The organism is Streptomyces sp. NPDC059832 (genome assembly GCF_042731715.1).
Lineage (GTDB): Bacteria > Actinomycetota > Actinomycetes > Streptomycetales > Streptomycetaceae > Streptomyces.
Map to the genome: position 1 here is coordinate 19,779 of NZ_JBHWIY010000051.1, position 19,149 is coordinate 38,927.

Genomic DNA, 19,149 nt, shown 5'->3' on the forward strand with positions numbered 1-19,149 from the left:
ACCAGTAAATATGCTGCTGAACTGGACAGTTGCAGCAGGTCGGAGCTTGACGGTCGGCCATCGCGCTCCTTAGCGTGCCGGTCATCCCATAGAACGCGATTACTGTCCGGAGGCAGGGTGCGAACCACCGAAGAGGCACCGGCACATTCCGGTAGCGATGCCGCGGCACCGTCCCCGCGACGGCCGCGCACGCTCCTGGTCATGAGCCCCGGACTGCTGGACGACGTCTTTCCGCCACCGGTACGGGCCCGTCTGGAGGAGACCGCCGACCTTCTCGACCCGTCCGTGATCAGCGAGTTCGACTCCCCGCAGGCCGCCGCGGCGCTGAGTGCCGCGGAGGTCCTGCTCACCGGCTGGGGCTGCCCGCCCGTCGACGCCGGGCTGCTGGACCGGGCGCCCGCGCTGCGTGCCGTGATCCACGCGGCCGGCACGGTGAAGACGTTTCTGTCCCCGGTTGCGTTCGATCGCGGGATCGTGGTTTCGTCGGCCGCCGCCGCCAACGCCGTACCGGTCGCCGAGTTCACCCTGGCGGCGATCATCATGGGCGCCAAGCGGGTGTTCCCGCTGGCCGGGCTCTTCCGCACCCGACGCACCCACCGCACCGGCGCCGACCTCGACCGGCAGCACTGGCTCGGCACGCACGGGCTGACCATCGGTGTGGTCGGGGCCTCCCGGATCGGCCGCCGGGTCATCGAGCTCCTCCGGGTCCTCGACGCGGAGGTACTGCTCTACGACCCCTACATCGGTGCGGCCGAGGCGGAACTGCTCGGCGTCACCCCGACCGATCTCGACACCCTGGTGGCGACCAGCGACGTGGTGACCGTCCACGCCCCCGACACACCGGAGACCCGCGGGATCATCGACGCCCGGCGGATCGGCCTGATGCGCCCCGGCACCCTGCTCGTCAACACCGCGCGCGGCCGCCTGGTGGACACCGAAGCACTGACCGGGCACCTGGTCAGCGGGCGGCTGGACGCGGTCCTCGACGTGACATCCCCCGAGCCGCTGCCGCACGGCCACCCCTTGTGGGACCTGCCGAACGTCTTCCTCACCCCGCACCTGGCGGGCGCCCAGGGCAACGAGGTGGGGCGGCTCGGGGCGCTCGCGGTCGGCGAGCTGGCGCGGTACGCGCGGGGCACACCGTTCGACCACCCGGTGCACCGGGCCGACCTGGGGAGGATCGCGTGAGCCCCTGGCCGGCGCAGTCCCGTGCCCTGACCGGCGATGTCCGCCCGCAGGGAGCGTCGTCCGGTGCGTGCGACCGCAAGGCCGCCGGAAGCCCTCGCACCGGAGCCACCAGGGCATTTGGCCGACGCCGCGAGCGCGCGTGATGACCGGCGCGACGGGGCGGAGCCTGCCGGGAGGGGCACTAGGCTCGGCGTCACACAACAGCCACCAGGGGGTGAGCCGGATGCGCCGGCAGAGCACAGCCGCGGACGGACAACGGCGCGCGACGGTCACCGACGTCGCGCGGCGCGCAGGTGTCTCGACGGCCACCGTCTCCCGCGTACTGAACCGCAACTACCCGGTCGCCGAGGCGACCCGGGAGCGGGTCGAGTCCGCGATGCGCGAGCTGGGCTATGTCGTCAACGCCCACGCCCGCGCACTGGCCGGCGTCTCCAACCGCACCGTCGGGATCATCGTCAACGAGGTCATCGACCCGTTCTACGCGTACATCGCGCGCGGTGTGGAACGGGAGGCGGCACTGGGCGGACGACTCTGTCTGGTCTGCTGCACCCAGGGCGATCCGCAGCGGGAGCTGGCCTTCATCGATCTGATGCACGAGCGCCGGGCGGACGCGGTGGTCGTGGTCGGCGGCTCCATCGCGGACCGCGGCTACACCACCGAACTGGCCCGCAGGGCGCGCGAACTGGACGCGGGCGGGTCGAAGCTGGTGCTGTGCGGCAGGTCGGCGCTGGGCGAGCAGGCCCCGACCGTCGCGGTCGAGTACGACAACGAGGGCGGCGCCTTCGCCATCACCGACCATCTGCTGATGCAGGGGCACGAGCGGATCCTCTACCTCGGTGGCCCGCCCAAGCTCTCCACCACTCGCGACCGGCTGGCCGGGCACCAGCGGGCCCTTGAGCTGCGCGGTATCACCCCGGACCCCGAGCTTGTCCAGTCCGGCGCCTTCAGCCGCAGCTTCGGCTACCGGAGGATGGCCGAACTACTGCGGGACGGGCCGGACTTCACCGCGGTCTTCGCCGCCAACGACATGGTGGCGGCGGGCGCGGCGCAGGCCCTGGAGGAGGCCGGGATCCGGGTGCCGAAGGACGTGTCCCTGGTGGGGTACGACGACATCCCGGTGGCCCAGGAGCTGCGGCCGCGGCTGACCACGGTCCATATTCCGCTGGAGGAGATGGGGCGCCAGGCGGTACGGCTGGCCGTCACCGGCGGGGACGAGGACGACTGGCGCGAGCCGACCACGGGGGCGCTGCGGCTCGGTACCCACATCGTGGTACGCGATTCCGTTGCACCGAGGCCCGGCCGTTCCGCCGGGATGTGACCGGTTACTTCCCGCCTGTCCATAGTTGGCCATAGAAAATAACAGTAACTTCTTGCCCCCTCTTGCCTCTGAATAGCAACCGCTTACATGCTGGCGCCGATCAGCACCGTTCCGCACGCTTCCGCCCTCACTCATTTCCGCAGGGAGTTCCGCATGCGCATGCCCACAGACCCCGCCGGCTCCACCACCACTGCTTCCGCCACCTCCTCCCCCGTAGGCCGGCGTTCCCTTCTCGCCGCGGCCGCCGGAGCCGGAGCGGCCGTCGCACTCGGCGCCGCCACCGGAACGGCTCGGGCCACCACGCCCGGCACCGCCCCGGAGCGCCGGACGGGCCGCCCGGTCAAGCTGGCCGTGACCGCCCGGCCCGCCGCCGAGGCCGAGCGGCTGCGGCTCGGACAGGCCCTGCGCGGCTCGGAGTTCCAGCCCACCGGCCTGTACGTCCCGGCCGGCACCCCTCTCTCCCTCACGGTCCAGCCCTACGACGGTCTGCTGCCCACCCTCTGGATCGGCGCCTGGGACTACTACGGCGAGATCACCGAGCCCCGCAGCTATCCGCTGACCGCGGGGGCGAACACGGTCACGGACCCGCACGGCGGCCCGGTCTACCTCACCCTGACGGGCCGCGGCGAGCGAGCCGGTGTGCTGTTCCGCTCCGGTGCCGTGCCCATGCCGGTCTTCACCCTGGGCCGCACCTCGGAGGCCGACTACCAGCGGCAGCTGGACACGCTCACCGCATCGCCGTACGTCGAACTGCACGCGCCGCACACGATCATGACGCTCACTCGCGAGGGTGCGCTGCTGTACCGCGGTGAGGACCATGCCGCGCTGCTCGGGCTGGTCGAGACGATCACCGACTCCCACGCCCGGATCAGCGGTCTGGACGGTTCGAAGCCGGTGCACCGGCGCAAGGCCGGTCCGTACCACTTCACCGAGGTCAGCAAGGTGCCCAGCGGTGTCGGCGCCTACGCCACCCACGGCTACAACGGCTTCCCGCGCGCCTATCTCGACCGGGCCACGACCGTGGAGGGACTGCGCACCCGGGGCTGGGGGCTTTACCACGAACTCGGCCATCTCCACCAGCAGTTCGCCTACAAGCCCGGCGGCCTGACCGAGGTCACGGTCAACATCTACTCGCTGGCCGCGCAGCGCACCCTGAAGCAGCCGTCCAACCTCCTCACCGTCGACCCGAAGACAGGTCTCACCTACTTCCAGTCGGCACAGCAGAAGTTCGGCACGGCCGGGCTGACGTACGAGAAGTCCTTCGGCGCGTACGAGAAGCTCGTCCCGCTGCGCCAGCTGGAGCTGGCGTTCGGCGACGACTTCTGGCCCCGGATGCACAAGCTGGTCCGCGAGGAGAACCCGCAGTCCGAGTACACGGAGACCGACAAGCGCTACCGGGCCCTCGCCACCTTCTCCAGCCGGGTCGCGGGTTACGACCTGACGGACTTCTTCGTGAACACCTGGGCGTTCCCGATCGACGCCACCGGCAGGGCCGAGCTGGCCGCGCTGAATCTGCCGAAGCCGCCCGTCGACCCGGCCACGCTGGCCGACTGACCGCGGCGACAAGGGAGTTCACCGTGAACCTCAGCAGACGAACCCTCCTCGCGGCGAGCAGCGCCACCGCCGTCACGGCCGCGACCGCGCTCATGACCTCGGCCGGCGCGGCGCACGCCTCCCCCATCGCGGAATCCACCGCCGGGGCCGCGGCCACCGCCGACTTCGACACCCTGCTCCAGCGGGCCGAATCCCTGCTCACCGGCGGCGGGTTCGACCCGGCCGACACCGACTTCACCGCGGCGGTCGCGGCCCTGGACACCACGGCCAAAGGCCTGTGGGACACCCTCGACCGCGGCGCCGGCCGCACCGCGCTCTGGCCGGACCTCGCTCCCCTCACCGACCCGGGCAACTTCGGCCAGAGCTACACCCGGCTGCGTACCGTCGCCACCGCCTGGGCCACCGAGGGCACCTCCCTCGCCGGATCCGCACAGGTGGCGGATGCCCTCGTCGCGGCGCTGCGCTTCACCCACGACACCGCGTACAACCCGGCCGAGCGCGAGACCGGCAACTGGTGGTTCTGGGAGATCGGCGCCCCGCGTGCGCTGATGGACTGTTCCGTCATCCTGCGCGACCGGCTTCCCGCCGCCGATCTGTCGGACTATCTGGCGGTCGTCGACCGGTTCTGCCCGGACGCGGACCGTCGCACCAACTCCCCGACGCTCTCCGAGACCGGGGCGAACCGCACCGACAAGGCCGTCATCGTGGCGCTGCGCGGGCTGCTGGGACGGGACGCGGCCAAGCTCGTCTCGGCCCGCGACGCGCTGTCCGACATACGGGACGCGGGGCGCAACAGCCTGTTCCGGTACACGAGTTCGGGTGACGGCTTCTACGAGGACGGCTCGTTCGTCCAGCACGACGTGGTGGCCTACACCGGGTCGTACGGCATCGTGCTGCTGGGCGGCACGGCCTATCTGCTGGCGCTGCTGGCGGGCTCGGAGTGGGCGGTGGCCGACCCGAAGGTGTCGGTGATGTACGACGCCGTCGAGCGGACCTTCGCCCCGGTGATCTTCGACGGGCTGATGATGGACTCGGTGCGCGGCCGGGCGGTCTCCCGGGAGCGCGCCGGTGACCACCGCGACGGCGCGACGGCCCTCGCGGCGATCCTGCTCCTGGCCTCCGGCGCACCCGCCGAGTACGCGGGCCGCTGGCGCGCCCTGGTCAAGGGCTGGCTGACCCGCAATCGCACCACCCCCTTCGAGGCCCTCGCGACACTGCCCCAACTCGCCCTGGCCAAGGCCGTACTGAACGACGGGAACGTGCCGGCCGGACCGCGCACCACGGGCAGTCATGTCTTCGCCGACATGGACCGCGTCGTGCACCGCCGCCCCGGCTGGGCCTGTGCGCTGTCCCTGTCGTCGAAACGGATCTCGGCGTACGAGGCGGGCAACGGCGAGAATCTGCACGGCTGGTACACCGGCGACGGCATGACGTATCTGTACGACGGTGACGACCTGGGGCAGTACAACGACGGCTTCTGGCCGACCGTCGATCCGTACCGGCTCCCCGGCACCACGGTCGACACCCGGCAGCGGACCGATCTCGGCACGGGCGCCGGTACGTCCACCTACCGTCCGTCCAACGCCGTCGCGGGCGGTGCCGTGCTGGACGGCCGGTACGGGGCCGCCGCGATGGAGGTGATCGGCGCCCAGGGCACCACCCTGCGGACCAGGAAGTCGTGGTTCCTGCTGGACAACGCGGTGGTCGCACTCGGCGCGGGCATCACGGCGAGCGACGGCCGGCCGGTCGAGACGATCGTCGAGAACCGCAACCTGGGCGCGGACGGACGTCACCGGCTGCTGGTCGACGGCGTCCGCCAGCCCGCCGAGCAGGGCTGGAGCGGCGAGTTCGGCCAGGCCCGATGGGCCCATGTCGACACGGTGGGCGGCTATGTGTTCCCCGGGGGAACCCCCCTGCACGCCCTGCGGGAGCAGCGCACCGGCACCTGGCGGGCCATCGACACCGGGGCCGACACGGGCGGCAGCACCGACCCGGTCACCCGCCGCTACCTGACGCTCTGGACGGACCACGGCCCCTCCCCCACCGACGCCCACTACGCCTATGTGCTGCTGCCCGGCGCGTCGGCCGCGGCGACGGCGGTCTGGTCGCGGTCCCGGCCGGTCCGGATCGTCGCCAACGACACCACCGCGCAGGCGGTGGAGGCACGCCGGGCAGGGCTGACGGCGGTGAATTTCTGGCGCGCCGGAACGGCGGCCGGGATCACCGCGTCGGGCCCGGCGTCGGTACTCGTGCAACGCCACGGCGCGCGGGTCCGCGTCGCGGTCGCCGACCCGGGACGGACGCTCACCACGCTCTCGGTCGAGCTGCCGTTCCCCGTACGGTCGGTGGTAACGGCCGATGACTCGGTGAGCATCGTCCCGGGCCGCAGGCCCGTACTCACCGTCGCCGTCGGCGGCTCACGCGGCCACACCCACCGAGCCGAACTCAACCGGTAACCCATCCCGCATCACCCCGAGGAGCAGCACCACCATGTCCGTCGCACCGCATCTGCAACTGCCGCCGCCCGACCGGCTCCTGTCGTCACGCACCGGCTGGACCCGGGCCCACTGGGAGGCGACGGCCGACCGGATGCTGGATGCGCTGGTGCCGTACGCGACACCCGGCTTCGCCCAGTACCGGCTGCCCGGCCGCGGCAGCTGGTCGGGGGTCGTCTCGGACGGTCTCGAAGGGTTCGCCCGGTCGTTCCTGCTCGCCGCCTGCCGGATCGCGGGCGCGGGCGGGGCGGTCGACCCCGCACTGATCGAGCGGTACACGGCGGGACTGGCCGCGGGCACGGACCCCGGCAGCGGGGAGGCGTGGCCGAAGCTGACGGACTGCTCGCAGCAGATGGTGGAGGCGGCGTCGGTCGCGGTGGCGCTGCACGAGACCCGGCCGTGGATCTGGGACCGGCTGGACGCGCGGGTGCAGGAGCGGGTCGTCGACTGGTTCTCCGGGTTCGTCGGCGGGCGCACCTGGGACAACAACTGGCGGCTCTTCCAGGTGGTCTCCGAGCAGTTCCTCGCCTCGGTCGGGGCGCCGTACAGCCGCTCGGACATCGAATCGAACCTGGACAGGATCGAGGACTGGTACGTCGGTGACGGCTGGTACACCGACGGGGACGGCCGGAACTTCGACTACTACATCGGCTGGGCCATGCATCTGTACCCGCTGCTGTGGTCGCGGATCGCGGGCGACGACGACGGGGGCAGGACCGAGGTCTACCGACAGCGGCTCAGCCGGTTCCTGGAGGACTATCCGCACTTCTTCGGCTCCGACGGCGCGCCGGTCCACCAGGGCCGTTCTCTGACGTACCGGTTCGCCGCCCTGGCACCGGTGTGGATGGGGGCGCTGGCCGACTGCACCCCGCTGGCGCCGGGTCTCACCCGCCGGCTCGCCTCGGGCACGATGCGGCACTTCGCGGAGCGCGGTGTGCCGGACGAGCGGGGGCTGCTGACGCTCGGCTGGTACGACACGTTCCTGCCGAGCACCCAGCCGTACTCCGGTCCCGCCTCGCCGTACTGGGCGAGCAAGGGCTTCCTCGGGCTGCTGCTGCCGGCCGACCACGCCGTGTGGACGGCGCGCGAACTGCCGCTGCCCATCGAGGAGTCCGACCGGTACACCGCGCTGCCCGCCCCCGGCTGGCTGCTGCACGGCACCCGCGACGACGGCATCGTCCGACTGGTCAATCACGGCAGCGACCACAATCCGCCGTTCGACGGGTCGGCCGACCCGTCCGAGGGCACGGACGATCCGCACTACGCCAGGTTCGCCTACTCGACGGCGACGGCGCCCGAGGCCGCCCCGCACGCCGTGGCACGCTCCATCGACGGTCATCTGGCACTCGTGGCGCCCGACGGCACCCCGTCGGTGCGCCGCCGGATCCATCCGCTGCGCTGCGAGGACCGCGTCGCGGCCTCCTGGTACGCGGCCAGGCTGCCCGGTGACGATCAGCCGTACCGGATCGAGACGACGAGTGTGCTGCACGGTCCGTGGGAGATCCGGGTGCACCGGGTCGAGGCGCCGGAAGGCGTGGTGGTGCGGGAGGGCGGTCACGCGGTCTCCCATGCGGAGAGCCCGTTCGCCCTGTCGGGTCCCGACTGGGCACTCGCCCGTACGGCCGATGGTCTGAGCAGCGCCCTGGTCGCGCTGCACGGCTGGGACGGCGGTACGGAAGGGGCCGCTGTGGCGCGTGATGTCCAGTCCAATGCGTACGGGCCGCATTCGGCGATCCCGTATCTCCGCAGCGGGCCGCACCCGGGCGGACGGAGCGTCCATGTCTCGCTGGTCGCGCTCTCCCGGGACGCCGTGCACCCGGAGGCGCTGCGCGACGCGGTGCGGGTGCGAGCGGGGGCGGACTCGGTGGTGCTGACCTTCCTGGACGGTACGACCGTCGAGGTCTGATCGCGGTGGTGGGCCGGGGCGCCGGGCGGCGGACGGCCGGTCAGATGCCGATGCTGTTCCCCTCCCGTTGATCGATGTGCCCGACGAGTTCCATGGCCAGGGACTTGATCGTGTCGAGCCCCGCCCTGCCCCACGGGCGGGGCACGGTGTCGACCGCGCAGACGGCGCCCAGGGCTACGCCCGAGCGGTCGATGAGGGGCGCGCCGAGATAGGAACGGATGCCTATTTCGTCGACCACCGGGTTGCCTGCGAACCGGGGGTAGTCGCAGACGTCCTCCAGGACGAGCGCCTTGCGCCGGACGACGACATGCGGGCAGTAGCCGCGGTCGAGCGCGACGTAACGACCGCTGCGGCTGCTGCCCGCGGCCGTGGCGCCCAGGTCGGAGCCCTTGTGCGTGCCGGCCGGGGTGTGCAGCCCGGCGAAGAACTGCCGGTTGCCGTCGATGAAGTTGACCATCGAGAAGGGCACTTCGGTCACCTCGGCCACCCGGTCGGCGAAGGCGTCGAAGTTGTCGAACGACGCGTCGGCGCGTTCCCCGAGCCCGAGCGTCCTCAGCCGCTGGGTACGAAGGACGGCATCGCGGTCGACGGGCGTGAGCAGCATGCGGCCGGTGGTGTTTCGGGTCACGTGTGGGCTCCGAAGCCGGTCAGCTGGGCCGGGGCCGAGGTGGCGTTGATCAGGTGCTGGACCAGCGTGACCAGCGTCCCGGTGCCCGAGCTGGCGATCCGGGCGTCGCAGAGCACCACCGGTACGTCCGGCCCCAGGTCGAGTGCGGCGCGGATCTCCTCGGGCGCGTAGCGGTAGGCGCCGTCGAACTCGTTGACCGCGACGATGAATCCGATGCCGCGCCGCTCGAAGAAGTCGACGGCGGCGAAGCACTCGGCGAGCCGACGGGTGTCCGCGATCACGACGGCTCCCAGCGCTCCCTGGGAGAGTTCGTCCCACATGAACCAGAAGCGTTCCTGGCCCGGGGTTCCGAACAGATAGAGAACGTGCTGCTCGTCGAGGGTGATGCGGCCGAAGTCCATCGCCACGGTGGTGGAGGTCTTGGACTCGATCCCGTCGAGGCTGTCGGTCGCGGCGCTGACCTGGGTCAGCAGCTCTTCCGTGCTCAGCGGTGCGATTTCGCTGACCGCGCCGACGAATGTCGTCTTGCCGACGCCGAACCCGCCTGCCACCAGCACCTTGAGCGCGACGGGAAAGCCTTCCGAGCCCTCGGTGCCTGCGGCTCCGGAGGCATCCGGGGTGCCGCCGTGGCCGCCGTGGCCCGGCCCGGCTTCGTGGCCAGGAACATCCCCGTAGCCCTGCGCGTCCCCGTAGCTCCGGCTTTCCCCGTAGTTCTGCGCGGGTCCGTAGTCCACCGCGTCTGCGTAGTTCTGCGCAGCTCCGTGATCCAGCGCGTCACCGTGGTTCCCCGGGTGTCCGTAGCTCTCCGGGCTCCCGTAGCTCTCGGAACGGCCATGGCTTCCGTGGCTTCCGAAGCCTTCGTGGCTTGCGTTGTTCTTGTACGCGGCGGAGCTGCCGAAGCCGTCAGAGCTGTCGTCGTAAGCCATCGAGCACTGCCTCCAGCAGAGATCGGTCGGTGGGCATGTCATGGAAGGCGGGCGGATGCGCGGTCACGGCCCCGCAGTCGACCAGGTCGGAGACGAGCACCTTGGTGACGACTGCGGGCAACCTCAGATGGGCGGCGATCTCGGCCACCGAGGTGGGACCGCCGCACAGCCCCAGCGCGACGGAGTGCTCGGGACCGAGAAGCATCTGCGGCTCGGTCCCCGTGGCCATGACCAGGGAGAGCAGATCGAGCACGGTCGTAGGACGGGTACGGCCGTTGCTCACGGTGTACGGGCGGATGAGCCGGCCGGCCGCGTCGTCGAGCAACGGCCCGTCCTGCGGGACCGACACCCTCACAGCCCCGTGGCGCCGGGGGCCCCGGCCGCTTGTCTCACAGGCGTCATCAGATAGGGCCGGACGCTCTTGACCAGCATGGTCATCTCGTAGCCGAGCACTGCCGCGTCCGCCTCGCGTCCGGCGAGCACGGCGAGGCAGGTGCCGGACCCGGCGGTGGAGACGAACAGCAGGGACGAGTCGAGCTCGACCACCACCTGCCGTACGTCACCGCTGTCGCCGAAGCGCGCGCCCGCGCTGCGGCCGAGCGAGTACAGACCGGCTGCCAGCGCCGCCATGTGGTCGGCGCTGTCGGCGTCCATGCCATGAAGGGATTTCACCAGCCCGTCGGCGGAGAGGAGAACCGCGCTGCGTGTGTACGGGACACGCTGAACCAGTCCGCTCAGCAGCCAGTCGAGGTCCGAAACCTGACCGGACGGCATATCGGTCGCCATGGTGCATCTACTCCTTGGAGGTGTTCGTTTCGAGGGGATCGTCGGCCGGGGCCGCGTCCGGATCCGGGACCGGTCCCGAGGGGTACGGGGCGACGGTCGCGGTGAGTCCGCGTACCGGCAGCGGTTCGAGCGGGGCCCGGGGCTGCCAGGACTGCGGGGTCGCCGCCGCTTCGAGGCCCGTGTCCGGTTCCGGGGCGGTGTCGGCCTCGGATTCGCTGCGGGCCTCGGCGAGTTCGATGCCTCGTCGGAAGGCCGCCACGAGTCCCGGGTCGTGCAGGGCCTGTCCGTCCTCGGTGCGCGGGGCCGGTGCCTCCCTGAGCTGCGGGACCAGGTGCTCCTGATGGGCACGCCTGGGCAGTTGGGGCCGGCCCATGGTGCCACGTACGGCTCCGGGCTCGCAGCGGAGTGCGTCGCGGACGTCGTCCGTGGGCCGGATTCCGGGGCGGGACTCGGCCGGGGTGGGGCGGTCGAGTCGCTCGGCCCGCAATGGCAGCGGCGGGGCCTCGCCCTGGCCCTGTGCCTGCTGGGGCGGTTGATGCAGGCGCAGCGGTTGGCTGGGGACGTACGGCTGACGGCCGGTGCTCGTCTGCGGAGCCGGTGCGGCGCTCGGACCGGGGTTCAGGCTCGGGTTCGGGCCGGGGTACGGCTTGTGGTGGCCGCCCCTCTCGTCCTCGGCCGGTGGGCGGTGTACGGGACCCGGGGGCGGGACCGGGGCCGCGCCCTCCGCGGCCGGGGCGTCCCCGTCCACGCCCAGCAGGGACTGCGGGAGGACGAGTACGGCCTGCGTGCCTCCGTAGATGTTGCTCTGCAGCCGGACCGCGATGCCGTGCCGCCGGGCCAGTGACGCGACGACGAACAGCCCGATCCGGCCGTCCTGGAGCAGCCGGGCCACGTTGACCTGGTCGGGGTCGGCGAGCAGGGCGTTCATCCGCTTCTGCTCGTTGCCCGGCATGCCGAGTCCCCGGTCCTCCACCTCCAAGGCCAGTCCGGCGGTGACCTGCTGGGCGCGCAGCAGCACTTGGGTGTGCGGGGCGGAGAACACGGTCGCGTTCTCCACCAGTTCGGCCAGCAGATGGATCACGTCCGCCACGGCGTGGCCGCGCAGGGTGCCGTCGATCGGCGGCACGAGCTTGACCCGCGGGTACTGCTCGACCTCGGCGATGGCCGAGCGCAGGACCTCGGTCATGGTGACCGGGTTGCTCCACTGCCGCCGGGACACGGCGCCACCGAGGACGGCGAGGTTCTCGGCGTGCCTGCGGATGCGGGTGGCGAGATGGTCGACGTGGAAGAGGCCCTTGAGCAGATCGGGGTCCTCGACCTCGTGCTCCAGCTCGTCGAGCAGCTGGATCTCGCGGTGCACGAGCGACTGGAGCCGGCGGGCGAGATTGACGAAGACCTCGACCTTCTGGTCCTCGCCGGAGTGGTCGGAGAGCCGGGACGCCTGGACGACCGCGGCCACGGCGACCTCCTGCTGGCGGCCGAGTTCCTGGGCGAGCAGCTCGAAGGCGTCGCTGCCCGGAGCGGCGGGCTCGGTGGGCCTGCGCGCGGGCACCGGTTCGCCGTTGCGGAGCCGTTCCACCACCCGTTGCAGTTCGGCCTGGCCCTGGGCGCTGGCGCGGCGGAGCGCCAGACAGCGGCCGAAGACGGTGGTGGCGACGCGGTTGGCGGCGAGGTACGCGGCCAGCACCGCGGCGAGCGCCAGCGCACCGGCCGCGCCCAGCGCGATCCAGAGTTCGGTGGACGGCCTGGCTCCGGTGGAGCGGGCGGTGAAGATGACCGCTGCGGCTCCGCTCAGTACCGCTACGACGGTCGGCAGCACCGCGGTGCGCAGGAGTTGGGGGCGTATACGCGCCTCGGGGGACAACTGGGCGGCGCGCGGCCTGCCCGTGGCCGAGTGGGAACGGGCACCCGGTCGGCCGTGCCGTCCGCCCTCTCGGCGTTCCGGTCGCGCTTCGGGTGCGCGAAGTTGAGACATCAGTGTCCTCGGTACGTGGAGCACCTGGAATCGGCGTTCATGCGGTGGCACCTACGGTGGTCGGTCAGGCTCGGTTCATCGGTCGGGCAGGCTCGAAAGTCATGAGCCCACCGTTGATCACCGGCAACACACGGTAGTCGTCAATCACGCGAGTGCGGCGTGCAGTTGTCGAACTTGCCCGCCATCCGTCCCGCTCTGGTATGAGCTCTCGCACGGTCGACCGATTACTCCGCACCGACACCTGGTCGGACGGCACCCGAATGGCCGATCGAAGCGAACCCGTGAGCACACGAAACGGCTCGGCCCGTCCGGTCGTGCCGGACGGGCCGAGCCGTCTGAAGGTTCCCCGGGTGATCCGTACGCCGCTACGCGGTCGGCGCCACCTCGGCGTGGCCGGCCTCCGCCTCCGCGTCCTCGGGGCCCCGGCCCGGACCGGCCGACAGGTCCGTGATCCGGGCGGCACCCGCGGGGCGGCGCTCCAGCGGCTGCGGGGCCGCCGCCCGCCACCAGGGCTCGGAGGGAACGGTCCGCGCCGTGGGCTCGAAGGGCTCACCGGGCCGCGGCAGGGCGATCCGGGCGCCCGCGTCCTGTGCCGCGGCGAGGGTGCCCTCGCCCGGCTCGGCCCACGGGTGCGGGGCGAGGTTGAAGGTGGCCCAGTGGATCGGCAGCATCGCCCCGAGCGGCTTGCCGCCCTGGAGATCCAGATGGGCCCGCATTCCCTCGGCCGGTGTCATGTGGATGTCGGGCCAGTACTCGGAGTAGGCACCGATCTGGATCATCGTCGCGTCGAACGGACCGTGTTCGGCGCCGATGTCCTCGAAGCCGGGGAAATAGCCGGTGTCACCGCTGTGGTAGATCCGGTGCTCGGGTCCGGCGACGACCCAGGACGCCCAGAGCGTGTGCTGCTGGTTGCGCAGGCCGCGACCGCAGAAATGCCGCGCCGGGGTGGCGGTCAGACCGATCCCGGCGATCTTCGTGGTCTCGTTCCAGTCCAGTTCGCGCATCCGGTCGGCGGACACGCCCCACCGCTCCAGATGCGCGCCGACGCCCAGCGGGACGGCGAACACCGTGTCCGTGCCCGCGAGGGCCCGGATCGTCGGCAGATCGAGGTGGTCGTAGTGGTCGTGGGAGATCACCACCGCGTCCACGGGCCCGAGCGCGGCGAGCGGCAGCGGCACGGGGTGCAGCCGCTTGGGCCCGGCGAAGGCGAAGGGGGAACAGCGCTCTCCCCACACCGGGTCGAAGAGCACCCGTCGGCCGTCGATCTCGGCGAGCACGCTGGAATGGCCCATCCAGGTGAGCCGCAGCCCCGTGGCGGGAGTCTCGGCAAGATCGGCGTAGGTGGTGGCGTGGACGGGCACGGTGCCGACCGGTGCCCTGCGCGCCCGCTCCTCCTTGCGGAAGTAGACCTTCGCGAACTCCAGGGTGGATCCGGACGGCCTGGTCCGTGCCCCCACCGGGTTCTGGAAGACGCCGTCGGCGAAGTTGGGCGAGCGGCGGATGCGCTCCATGCGGGCACCGCCCGGATCCGCGCCGAATGCGGCGGGGCGCAGCGAACGCAGCCGGGTGCGGAGCGGAAGCAAGGGGTCAGCGCCGGTCACAACATCTCCTGGGGGAGTCGGTCTCGTCTCATTATGGGCGGGGGGTACGACAGTGCGAGAGCGGAAGGTCCGCGGGGCCGGCAGCGGGACCGGGCCGCGTCAGCCACGCGGCTGCCCGTACACGTGCTCGATGCGCAGCCGCAGCACGACGCGCCGGTCCCGGACCATCGCACTGCGGTAGTCGTCCCAGTCGGGGTGTTCGCCCTGGACGTCGCGGTAGAGCGTGATGAGCTCCTCCACCGTCGCGTCGTGCGGATCGGCGGCGACCGGGGACAGCTCGGCGGTGGCGTCCACGACCGTCCACGCCCAGCGGTCCGCGCCGGTGACGTGGTAGCTCGCCCGGGGGTCGCGGCGCAGGTTCTTCGTCTTCGCCCGGTCCTCGGTGATCGAGACGCGGACGATGCGCTCCTGGGGGTAGTAGAAGTGATTGACGTTGGACAGCTGGGGTCTGCCGTCCCGCCTGAGTGTCACGAGCACGCCGCCGTTCTCCTCGGCGAGCAGCCCGAGCAGCGCTTCCTGCCGTGTGTCGAATCCCGTCATGCCGGATCCAACGTCCGTGCCCGTCGCAGGATTCCGCATCCGCCCGCACAGCCATGTCACATCCGAGGGCCCCTCGTCCGTCCCATCGGTGCAAGCAGCCCTCCGGCGGCGTCCGACGACGCCACCGGACGGCACCCGAGCCGTACCGAAGGAGACCGGTCATGACCGCCCGAATCCCGCTCGACCCGCCCCGTACCCTCCTCTTCCGTGCCGTGTCGTGGTACTCGAACCGTACGTACGGCAAGGTCATCGATCCACTGCGGGCCGCCGCCCACCACACCGGGGTGCTGTGGGCCGGAGCCCGCTTCGAACTGTCGGTGGGCCGCTGGAAGAAGCTGGACGCGCAGCTCAAGGCGCTGGCCGTGATGACGTCCGCCGCCACCATCGGCTGCAGCTGGTGCATGGACTTCGGCTACTGGGAGAACCACCGCCACGGCATCGACCCGCGCAAGCTGCGCGAGGTGCCGGTGTGGCGGGAGAGCGAGGTGTACACCCCGCTGGAGCGCGACGTCATGGAGTACGCGCAGGGGATGAGCCTCACCCCGCCGGAGATCGGGGACGAGCTGGCGCAACGGCTGCGGGCCGCGCTCGGCGAGGCGGCGTTCGTCGAGCTCACGACGATGGTCGCGGTGGAGAACATGCGCTCCCGGACGAATTCCGCGCTCGGTCTGACCAGTCAGGGCTTCAAGGACCGGTGCGAGGTGGAGCGCCCCGCGAACCGCTGACCCGGGCCGGCGGCCGACGCCTCCGCGCCGGATCCCGCGGCCGGTGCGGCGGGTAGCTGCCATGGCAGTTACCCGCCAGTCCGCACCCGGCTCCAATCCGCCATGTTCCTGTCACTCTCGCCTCACCACTCCCTGAGAACAGACGAGTTCACGAGGTGAGAATGAGACGGACCAGATGGACGGCCTCGGCTCGACCGTGGCGTCCGACGGCACCGACCCGTTGTCCGCCGCCGTCGACAAGCCCTCCGCGGAACACGGCACGCTCTTCGTCATCGCCGCGGGCAACACCGGTGACCACACCATCAGTGCGCCCGGCGCCGCCGACGCCGCCCTGACCGTGGGCTCGGTCACCAAGTCCGGTGCGATGTCGCCGTTCTCCCCACGTGGACCGCGCCAGGGCCGGCCCGCCGTCGAACCGGAGGTCTCGGGCCCCGGCAGCGACATCGTCGCCGCGCGCGCCGCGGGCACCCTGGACGACGCCTCCGTCACCGAGCAGTACGCCTCGCTCTCCGGTACGTCGATGGCGAGCCCGCATGTGGCGGGTGCCGCCGCCCTGCTGGCCCAGCGGCACCCCGACCGGTCCGGCGACCGGCTGAAGTCGGCGCTGGTCGGCAGCGCCGCGCGGGTGGACGGTGCCACGGTCTCCGACACCGGTGCGGGCCTCGTCGACGTGCCGGCCGCGCTGGCCGCGGCCGTGGTCGCCGAACCCGCCGCACCGGCCGCTCGCACCACGTACCCGAACGGCTCCGCCGAACCGCAGAGCCGCGAGCTGACCTGGACGAACACCACCGACAAGCCCGTACGGCCCACACTCTGCGCGGGGCACGACGGTGCGGTGCGGCTCGGTGCGCGGACGCTGACCGTGCCCGCGCGGTCCTCGGCCGTCTCGAAGGTCACCCTCGAACCGTCCCGGGTCGAGGCGCAGACGACGTACGACGGGGCCGTGACCGCGAACTGGTCCGGGCACGGACGGGCGACCGTACCCGTCTCGGTCCAGGCCGATCCGGCGACGTGCACCCTCACCCTGACCGGCCCCGCGCCCCGTGCGGGCAGCGAGGCCACCTCGACCGGCGTGGTCCTGCAGAACGAGCGGACCGGCGCGTCCCAGCTGATCGGGCTGACCGGCACGGTGCCGAGGAAGGTGACGCTGCCGCGCGGCAGCTACCGGGCTCCGCCCCCCGGTCTTCCCGTGCGTGGCATATTCGTTAGGGTGACGCCGTGGCAAGAGTGCGGTTGAGCGTGGCGGAACGACGCGAAGAGCTGCTGCGCGCTGCCGTCGAACAGATCGAGGTACGAGGCGTCGCGGCGGTACGGATCGCCGATGTGGCCGCCGTGCTCGGAGTGAGCAACGCGCTCGTGCTCTATCACTTCTCGACCAAGGAGAAGCTGGTCGCGGCAGCGTTCGCGCATGCCGCCGAGGCCGACCTCGCCCATCTGCGCAAGGTGCTCGGCCGCCGCACCAGCGCCGTACGGCGGCTGCGCGCCGCCGTCCGCTGGTACGCGCCGACGGGACAGGCCAAGGGCTGGCGGTTGTGGATCGAGGCCTGGGCCGCCTCGCTGCGCGATCCGGCGCTGCGCAATGTGGCCGGCGATCTCGACCAGCAGTGGAAGGCGGAACTGGCCGAGGTCATCGAAGAGGGCGCCGCCGCCGGTGAGTTCCACTGCGACGACCCGATGTCCACGGCCTGGCGGCTGACCGCCCTGCTGGACGGTCTGGCCGTGCAGACGACGTCGTACGCGGGTCCGCTTTCCCGGGCCACGATGCTGGCCTGGACCGACGAGGCGCTCGCCCGCGAACTCGGCATCGACCACGAGGCGCTGACGGCCTGACCCCACCCGCCCCGGCCGGCGGTCCGGCCGGGTGGGTTCGGGCGGTGGTGCGGGCCGGCCGACGGCGGTCAGGTCTGGCGCACGGGTGCGTACGCGTCGCCCTGAAGTCCGAAGGTCCAGGCCACACCGTCCTTCGCGGTCCTGGTGCCGGGCGGCACCCGCAGCCAGTAGACACGGTGCGTGCCGTCCGGCTCCGGGGTGGAGTTGACCACCTCGACCATCACCACGTCCTCGTCGCCGTCCATCGCGATCCGCCAGAGCACACCCGTCTCGTCACGGTGGACCGGCTCGGCCCCGGATTCGGTGAGGTATCGGTCGTAGCCGTAGAACTCCAGCATCACGCGGCGCAGTTCCGCGTTCTCCTCCTCGCGTATCCGCTTCGGAGTGAGGGAGTTCAGCTCCTCCAGGAACTCGGCGGGCACGGGCATGCCGCGCCAGGCGTGGAGGGCGAAGCCGTCGCGGTAGGCGAGCGCCGGGCCGTCCCCGCGGTCGAGCCGGCCCGCCTCGTCCCGGTGCAGCGTCTCCGGCCGCTCGCTGATCACGACGACGCGCTCGTAGGGCCACCACCAGCCCGCGTGCCTGGCCACCTCCGCCAGACCGTCGAGCCGGTCGCCCCGGCCGTCGAAAGCGACGAGCCAGGCCGCGTCGTGCTGGCCCAGGACCGCGTCGAGCAGCACCAGCCGGACGTCGGACTCGTCCTCGGGGCGCTCCGAGAGGTCGGCGACGACACCGGCCCTGATCCGATCGGCGAGTGCCGCGGTGGTCTCCCAGAGCTGTGCGCCCGTGGCGGACCACAGTGCGGACCAGCCCGCCGGGCCCAGTTCGTCGTACATCCGGCGCCGCTCCTGCGCCCAGGGCCTGGTCCGTACTTCGTCACGCACCGAGCGTCCGGCGTCGACGAGCTTCTCGACGGCCTCCACGCCGGCCCTGGGCGAGTCGACCCAGACGATCCGCTCCGGCTCGGCGAGTCCTGCGCTGCGGTAGGCGAGCCGCAGCCCGTCCTCGGCCGCGGACCGGTCGGCCGCGCCGGTCGCCGCTGCCACGGCCCGCCATGAGTCCACGTACTGCATCGGTCTTTCCCCATCCCCTGTGTTCTGCGATCCGTGTGCTGCGATCTGTGTGCTGCGATCCGTGTTGTTCGTGGCGCGCTGTGCGTCGTGCGCCACGTGGTCTCCGGGTCCCTCCCGGGCCGCTGTCAGTCCGCGACGATACGGACCGCTCCCGGTGTGTACTCCCGCTGGCGCACCACGCGGTACCAGCCCTTCGACAGCGGTATCGCCGCGTGCTCCTCGTGCACCACTCGCCCGCCCTCGGGAAGATGGAGCAGCATCGGCCCGAACGCCCCCGCCTCGCGCATCAGCCGGCCCGGCCCCTGGACGGCGTGGGCATGGCCGGTGACCTCGCCCAGCGCGAGGACCATGCGGCCCTTGCCGTCCCTGGGCTCACCCGGCGCGTCCACGAGATGCGCGGGCACCGCCGACTCGTCCAACGACACGATCAGTACATCGCCCTGCCGGTACACAGACGTCTCCCCTCGTTGGCCGCACCCGCTGTGCCGGCCACGGAGAAAACGCTACGGGGAGGGTCTGACATTGATACTCGTAGCGGGTTCCGGTGGTCGTGGCTCAGGGTCTGACTGACGCCCTGCTGGGCTGTCCTGCAGTTGTTCTGTCCGGC

At 71.9% G+C, this 19,149-nt stretch carries 17 protein-coding genes; 8 read left to right on the forward strand and 9 right to left on the reverse strand.

Annotated elements, in window-relative coordinates; translation table 11 throughout:
- Positions 1-201 precede the first annotated feature (201 nt).
- The 5 genes from ACFV8T_RS41740 (at position 202) to ACFV8T_RS41760 (ending at position 8,461) form a co-directional block, all read left to right on the forward strand.
- Positions 202-1,188 (forward strand): hydroxyacid dehydrogenase, encoded by a 987-nt coding sequence (locus ACFV8T_RS41740; RefSeq protein WP_385338130.1) that lies wholly within the window; start codon positions 202-204, stop codon positions 1,186-1,188.
- Positions 1,189-1,411: 223 nt separating this feature from the next.
- A complete protein-coding gene (locus ACFV8T_RS41745) occupies positions 1,412-2,506 on the forward strand; it encodes a LacI family DNA-binding transcriptional regulator (RefSeq protein ID WP_385338133.1) in 1,095 nt (364 codons plus the stop codon).
- A gap of 153 nt (positions 2,507-2,659) precedes the next feature.
- Positions 2,660-4,060 (forward strand): M60 family metallopeptidase, encoded by a 1,401-nt coding sequence (locus tag ACFV8T_RS41750; protein ID WP_385338136.1) that lies wholly within the window; start codon positions 2,660-2,662, stop codon positions 4,058-4,060.
- A 92-nt stretch (positions 4,061-4,152) separates the two neighbouring features.
- A complete protein-coding gene (locus ACFV8T_RS41755; protein WP_385338175.1) occupies positions 4,153-6,516 on the forward strand; it encodes a polysaccharide lyase 8 family protein in 2,364 nt (787 codons plus the stop codon).
- Positions 6,517-6,550: 34 nt separating this feature from the next.
- The gene (locus ACFV8T_RS41760; RefSeq protein ID WP_385338139.1) at positions 6,551-8,461 is read left to right on the forward strand and encodes a DUF2264 domain-containing protein; all 1,911 of its coding nucleotides are present in this window, start codon (positions 6,551-6,553) and stop codon (positions 8,459-8,461) included.
- A 40-nt stretch (positions 8,462-8,501) separates the two neighbouring features.
- Here ACFV8T_RS41760 and ACFV8T_RS41765 read toward each other — a convergent pair whose 3' ends face one another.
- The 7 genes from ACFV8T_RS41765 to ACFV8T_RS41795 all read right to left on the reverse strand — a co-directional run bounded on the left by ACFV8T_RS41765 (position 8,502) and on the right by ACFV8T_RS41795 (position 14,917).
- On the reverse strand, positions 8,502-9,089 hold the full coding sequence (locus tag ACFV8T_RS41765) for a GAF domain-containing protein (protein ID WP_385338142.1): 588 nt from the start codon (positions 9,087-9,089) through the stop codon (positions 8,502-8,504).
- Entirely contained in the window at positions 9,086-9,646 is a 561-nt protein-coding gene (locus ACFV8T_RS41770; RefSeq protein ID WP_385338177.1) for an ATP/GTP-binding protein, read from the reverse strand. Before ACFV8T_RS41770 ends, ACFV8T_RS41765 begins: the two co-directional genes overlap by 4 nt.
- A gap of 346 nt (positions 9,647-9,992) precedes the next feature.
- Positions 9,993-10,364, reverse strand: coding sequence for a DUF742 domain-containing protein (locus ACFV8T_RS41775; RefSeq protein WP_385338144.1), 372 nt, complete (start codon positions 10,362-10,364; stop codon positions 9,993-9,995).
- Between the two features lie 2 nt (positions 10,365-10,366).
- Positions 10,367-10,801 carry a roadblock/LC7 domain-containing protein gene (locus ACFV8T_RS41780; RefSeq protein ID WP_385338147.1) on the reverse strand — a complete coding sequence of 145 codons (435 nt, stop codon included), beginning with the start codon at positions 10,799-10,801 and terminating at the stop codon, positions 10,367-10,369.
- A gap of 7 nt (positions 10,802-10,808) precedes the next feature.
- Entirely contained in the window at positions 10,809-12,776 is a 1,968-nt protein-coding gene (locus tag ACFV8T_RS41785) for a sensor histidine kinase (protein ID WP_385338150.1), read from the reverse strand.
- Positions 12,777-13,141: 365 nt separating this feature from the next.
- Complete coding sequence (locus ACFV8T_RS41790) at positions 13,142-14,377, reverse strand: MBL fold metallo-hydrolase (RefSeq protein WP_385338153.1); 1,236 nt, start codon at positions 14,375-14,377, stop codon at positions 13,142-13,144.
- 99 nt (positions 14,378-14,476) lie between these two features.
- On the reverse strand, positions 14,477-14,917 hold the full coding sequence (locus ACFV8T_RS41795; protein ID WP_385338156.1) for a PPOX class F420-dependent oxidoreductase: 441 nt from the start codon (positions 14,915-14,917) through the stop codon (positions 14,477-14,479).
- A 161-nt stretch (positions 14,918-15,078) separates the two neighbouring features.
- Here ACFV8T_RS41795 and ACFV8T_RS41800 point away from each other — a divergent pair, with 161 nt between their 5' ends.
- The 3 genes from ACFV8T_RS41800 to ACFV8T_RS41810 all read left to right on the forward strand — a co-directional run bounded on the left by ACFV8T_RS41800 (position 15,079) and on the right by ACFV8T_RS41810 (position 17,472).
- Positions 15,079-15,642, forward strand: coding sequence for a carboxymuconolactone decarboxylase family protein (locus ACFV8T_RS41800; protein WP_385338158.1), 564 nt, complete (start codon positions 15,079-15,081; stop codon positions 15,640-15,642).
- A 175-nt stretch (positions 15,643-15,817) separates the two neighbouring features.
- Complete coding sequence (locus ACFV8T_RS41805; RefSeq protein WP_385338161.1) at positions 15,818-16,879, forward strand: S8 family serine peptidase; 1,062 nt, start codon at positions 15,818-15,820, stop codon at positions 16,877-16,879.
- 2 nt (positions 16,880-16,881) lie between these two features.
- Positions 16,882-17,472, forward strand: a complete 591-nt coding sequence (locus ACFV8T_RS41810) for a TetR/AcrR family transcriptional regulator (protein WP_385338164.1) — start codon at positions 16,882-16,884, stop codon at positions 17,470-17,472.
- Between the two features lie 68 nt (positions 17,473-17,540).
- Here the strand turns inward: ACFV8T_RS41810 and ACFV8T_RS41815 are convergent, their stop codons facing one another.
- Positions 17,541-18,542: a DUF6745 domain-containing protein gene (locus ACFV8T_RS41815; RefSeq protein ID WP_385338166.1), complete on the reverse strand. Its 1,002-nt coding sequence runs from the start codon at positions 18,540-18,542 to the stop codon at positions 17,541-17,543.
- A 125-nt stretch (positions 18,543-18,667) separates the two neighbouring features.
- Complete coding sequence (locus tag ACFV8T_RS41820) at positions 18,668-18,994, reverse strand: hypothetical protein (RefSeq protein ID WP_072488886.1); 327 nt, start codon at positions 18,992-18,994, stop codon at positions 18,668-18,670.
- Between the last annotated feature and the right edge of the window lie 155 nt (positions 18,995-19,149).

Excerpts from the sequence above, each read along its gene's own strand:
- ACFV8T_RS41740 (WP_385338130.1), top strand. The coding sequence starts at position 202 with ATGAGCCCCGGACTGCTGGACGACGTCTTTCCGCCACCGGTACGGGCC.
- ACFV8T_RS41745 (WP_385338133.1), top strand. The coding sequence starts at position 1,412 with ATGCGCCGGCAGAGCACAGCCGCGGACGGACAACGGCGCGCGACGGTC.
- ACFV8T_RS41750 (WP_385338136.1), top strand. The coding sequence starts at position 2,660 with ATGCGCATGCCCACAGACCCCGCCGGCTCCACCACCACTGCTTCCGCC.
- ACFV8T_RS41755 (WP_385338175.1), top strand. The coding sequence starts at position 4,153 with ATGACCTCGGCCGGCGCGGCGCACGCCTCCCCCATCGCGGAATCCACC.
- ACFV8T_RS41760 (WP_385338139.1), top strand. The coding sequence starts at position 6,551 with ATGTCCGTCGCACCGCATCTGCAACTGCCGCCGCCCGACCGGCTCCTG.
- ACFV8T_RS41780 (WP_385338147.1), bottom strand. The coding sequence starts at position 10,801 with ATGGCGACCGATATGCCGTCCGGTCAGGTTTCGGACCTCGACTGGCTG.
- ACFV8T_RS41785 (WP_385338150.1), bottom strand. The coding sequence starts at position 12,776 with ATGTCTCAACTTCGCGCACCCGAAGCGCGACCGGAACGCCGAGAGGGC.
- ACFV8T_RS41795 (WP_385338156.1), bottom strand. The coding sequence starts at position 14,917 with ATGACGGGATTCGACACACGGCAGGAAGCGCTGCTCGGGCTGCTCGCC.
- ACFV8T_RS41800 (WP_385338158.1), top strand. The coding sequence starts at position 15,079 with ATGACCGCCCGAATCCCGCTCGACCCGCCCCGTACCCTCCTCTTCCGT.
- ACFV8T_RS41805 (WP_385338161.1), top strand. The coding sequence starts at position 15,818 with ATGGACGGCCTCGGCTCGACCGTGGCGTCCGACGGCACCGACCCGTTG.
- ACFV8T_RS41815 (WP_385338166.1), bottom strand. The coding sequence starts at position 18,542 with ATGCAGTACGTGGACTCATGGCGGGCCGTGGCAGCGGCGACCGGCGCG.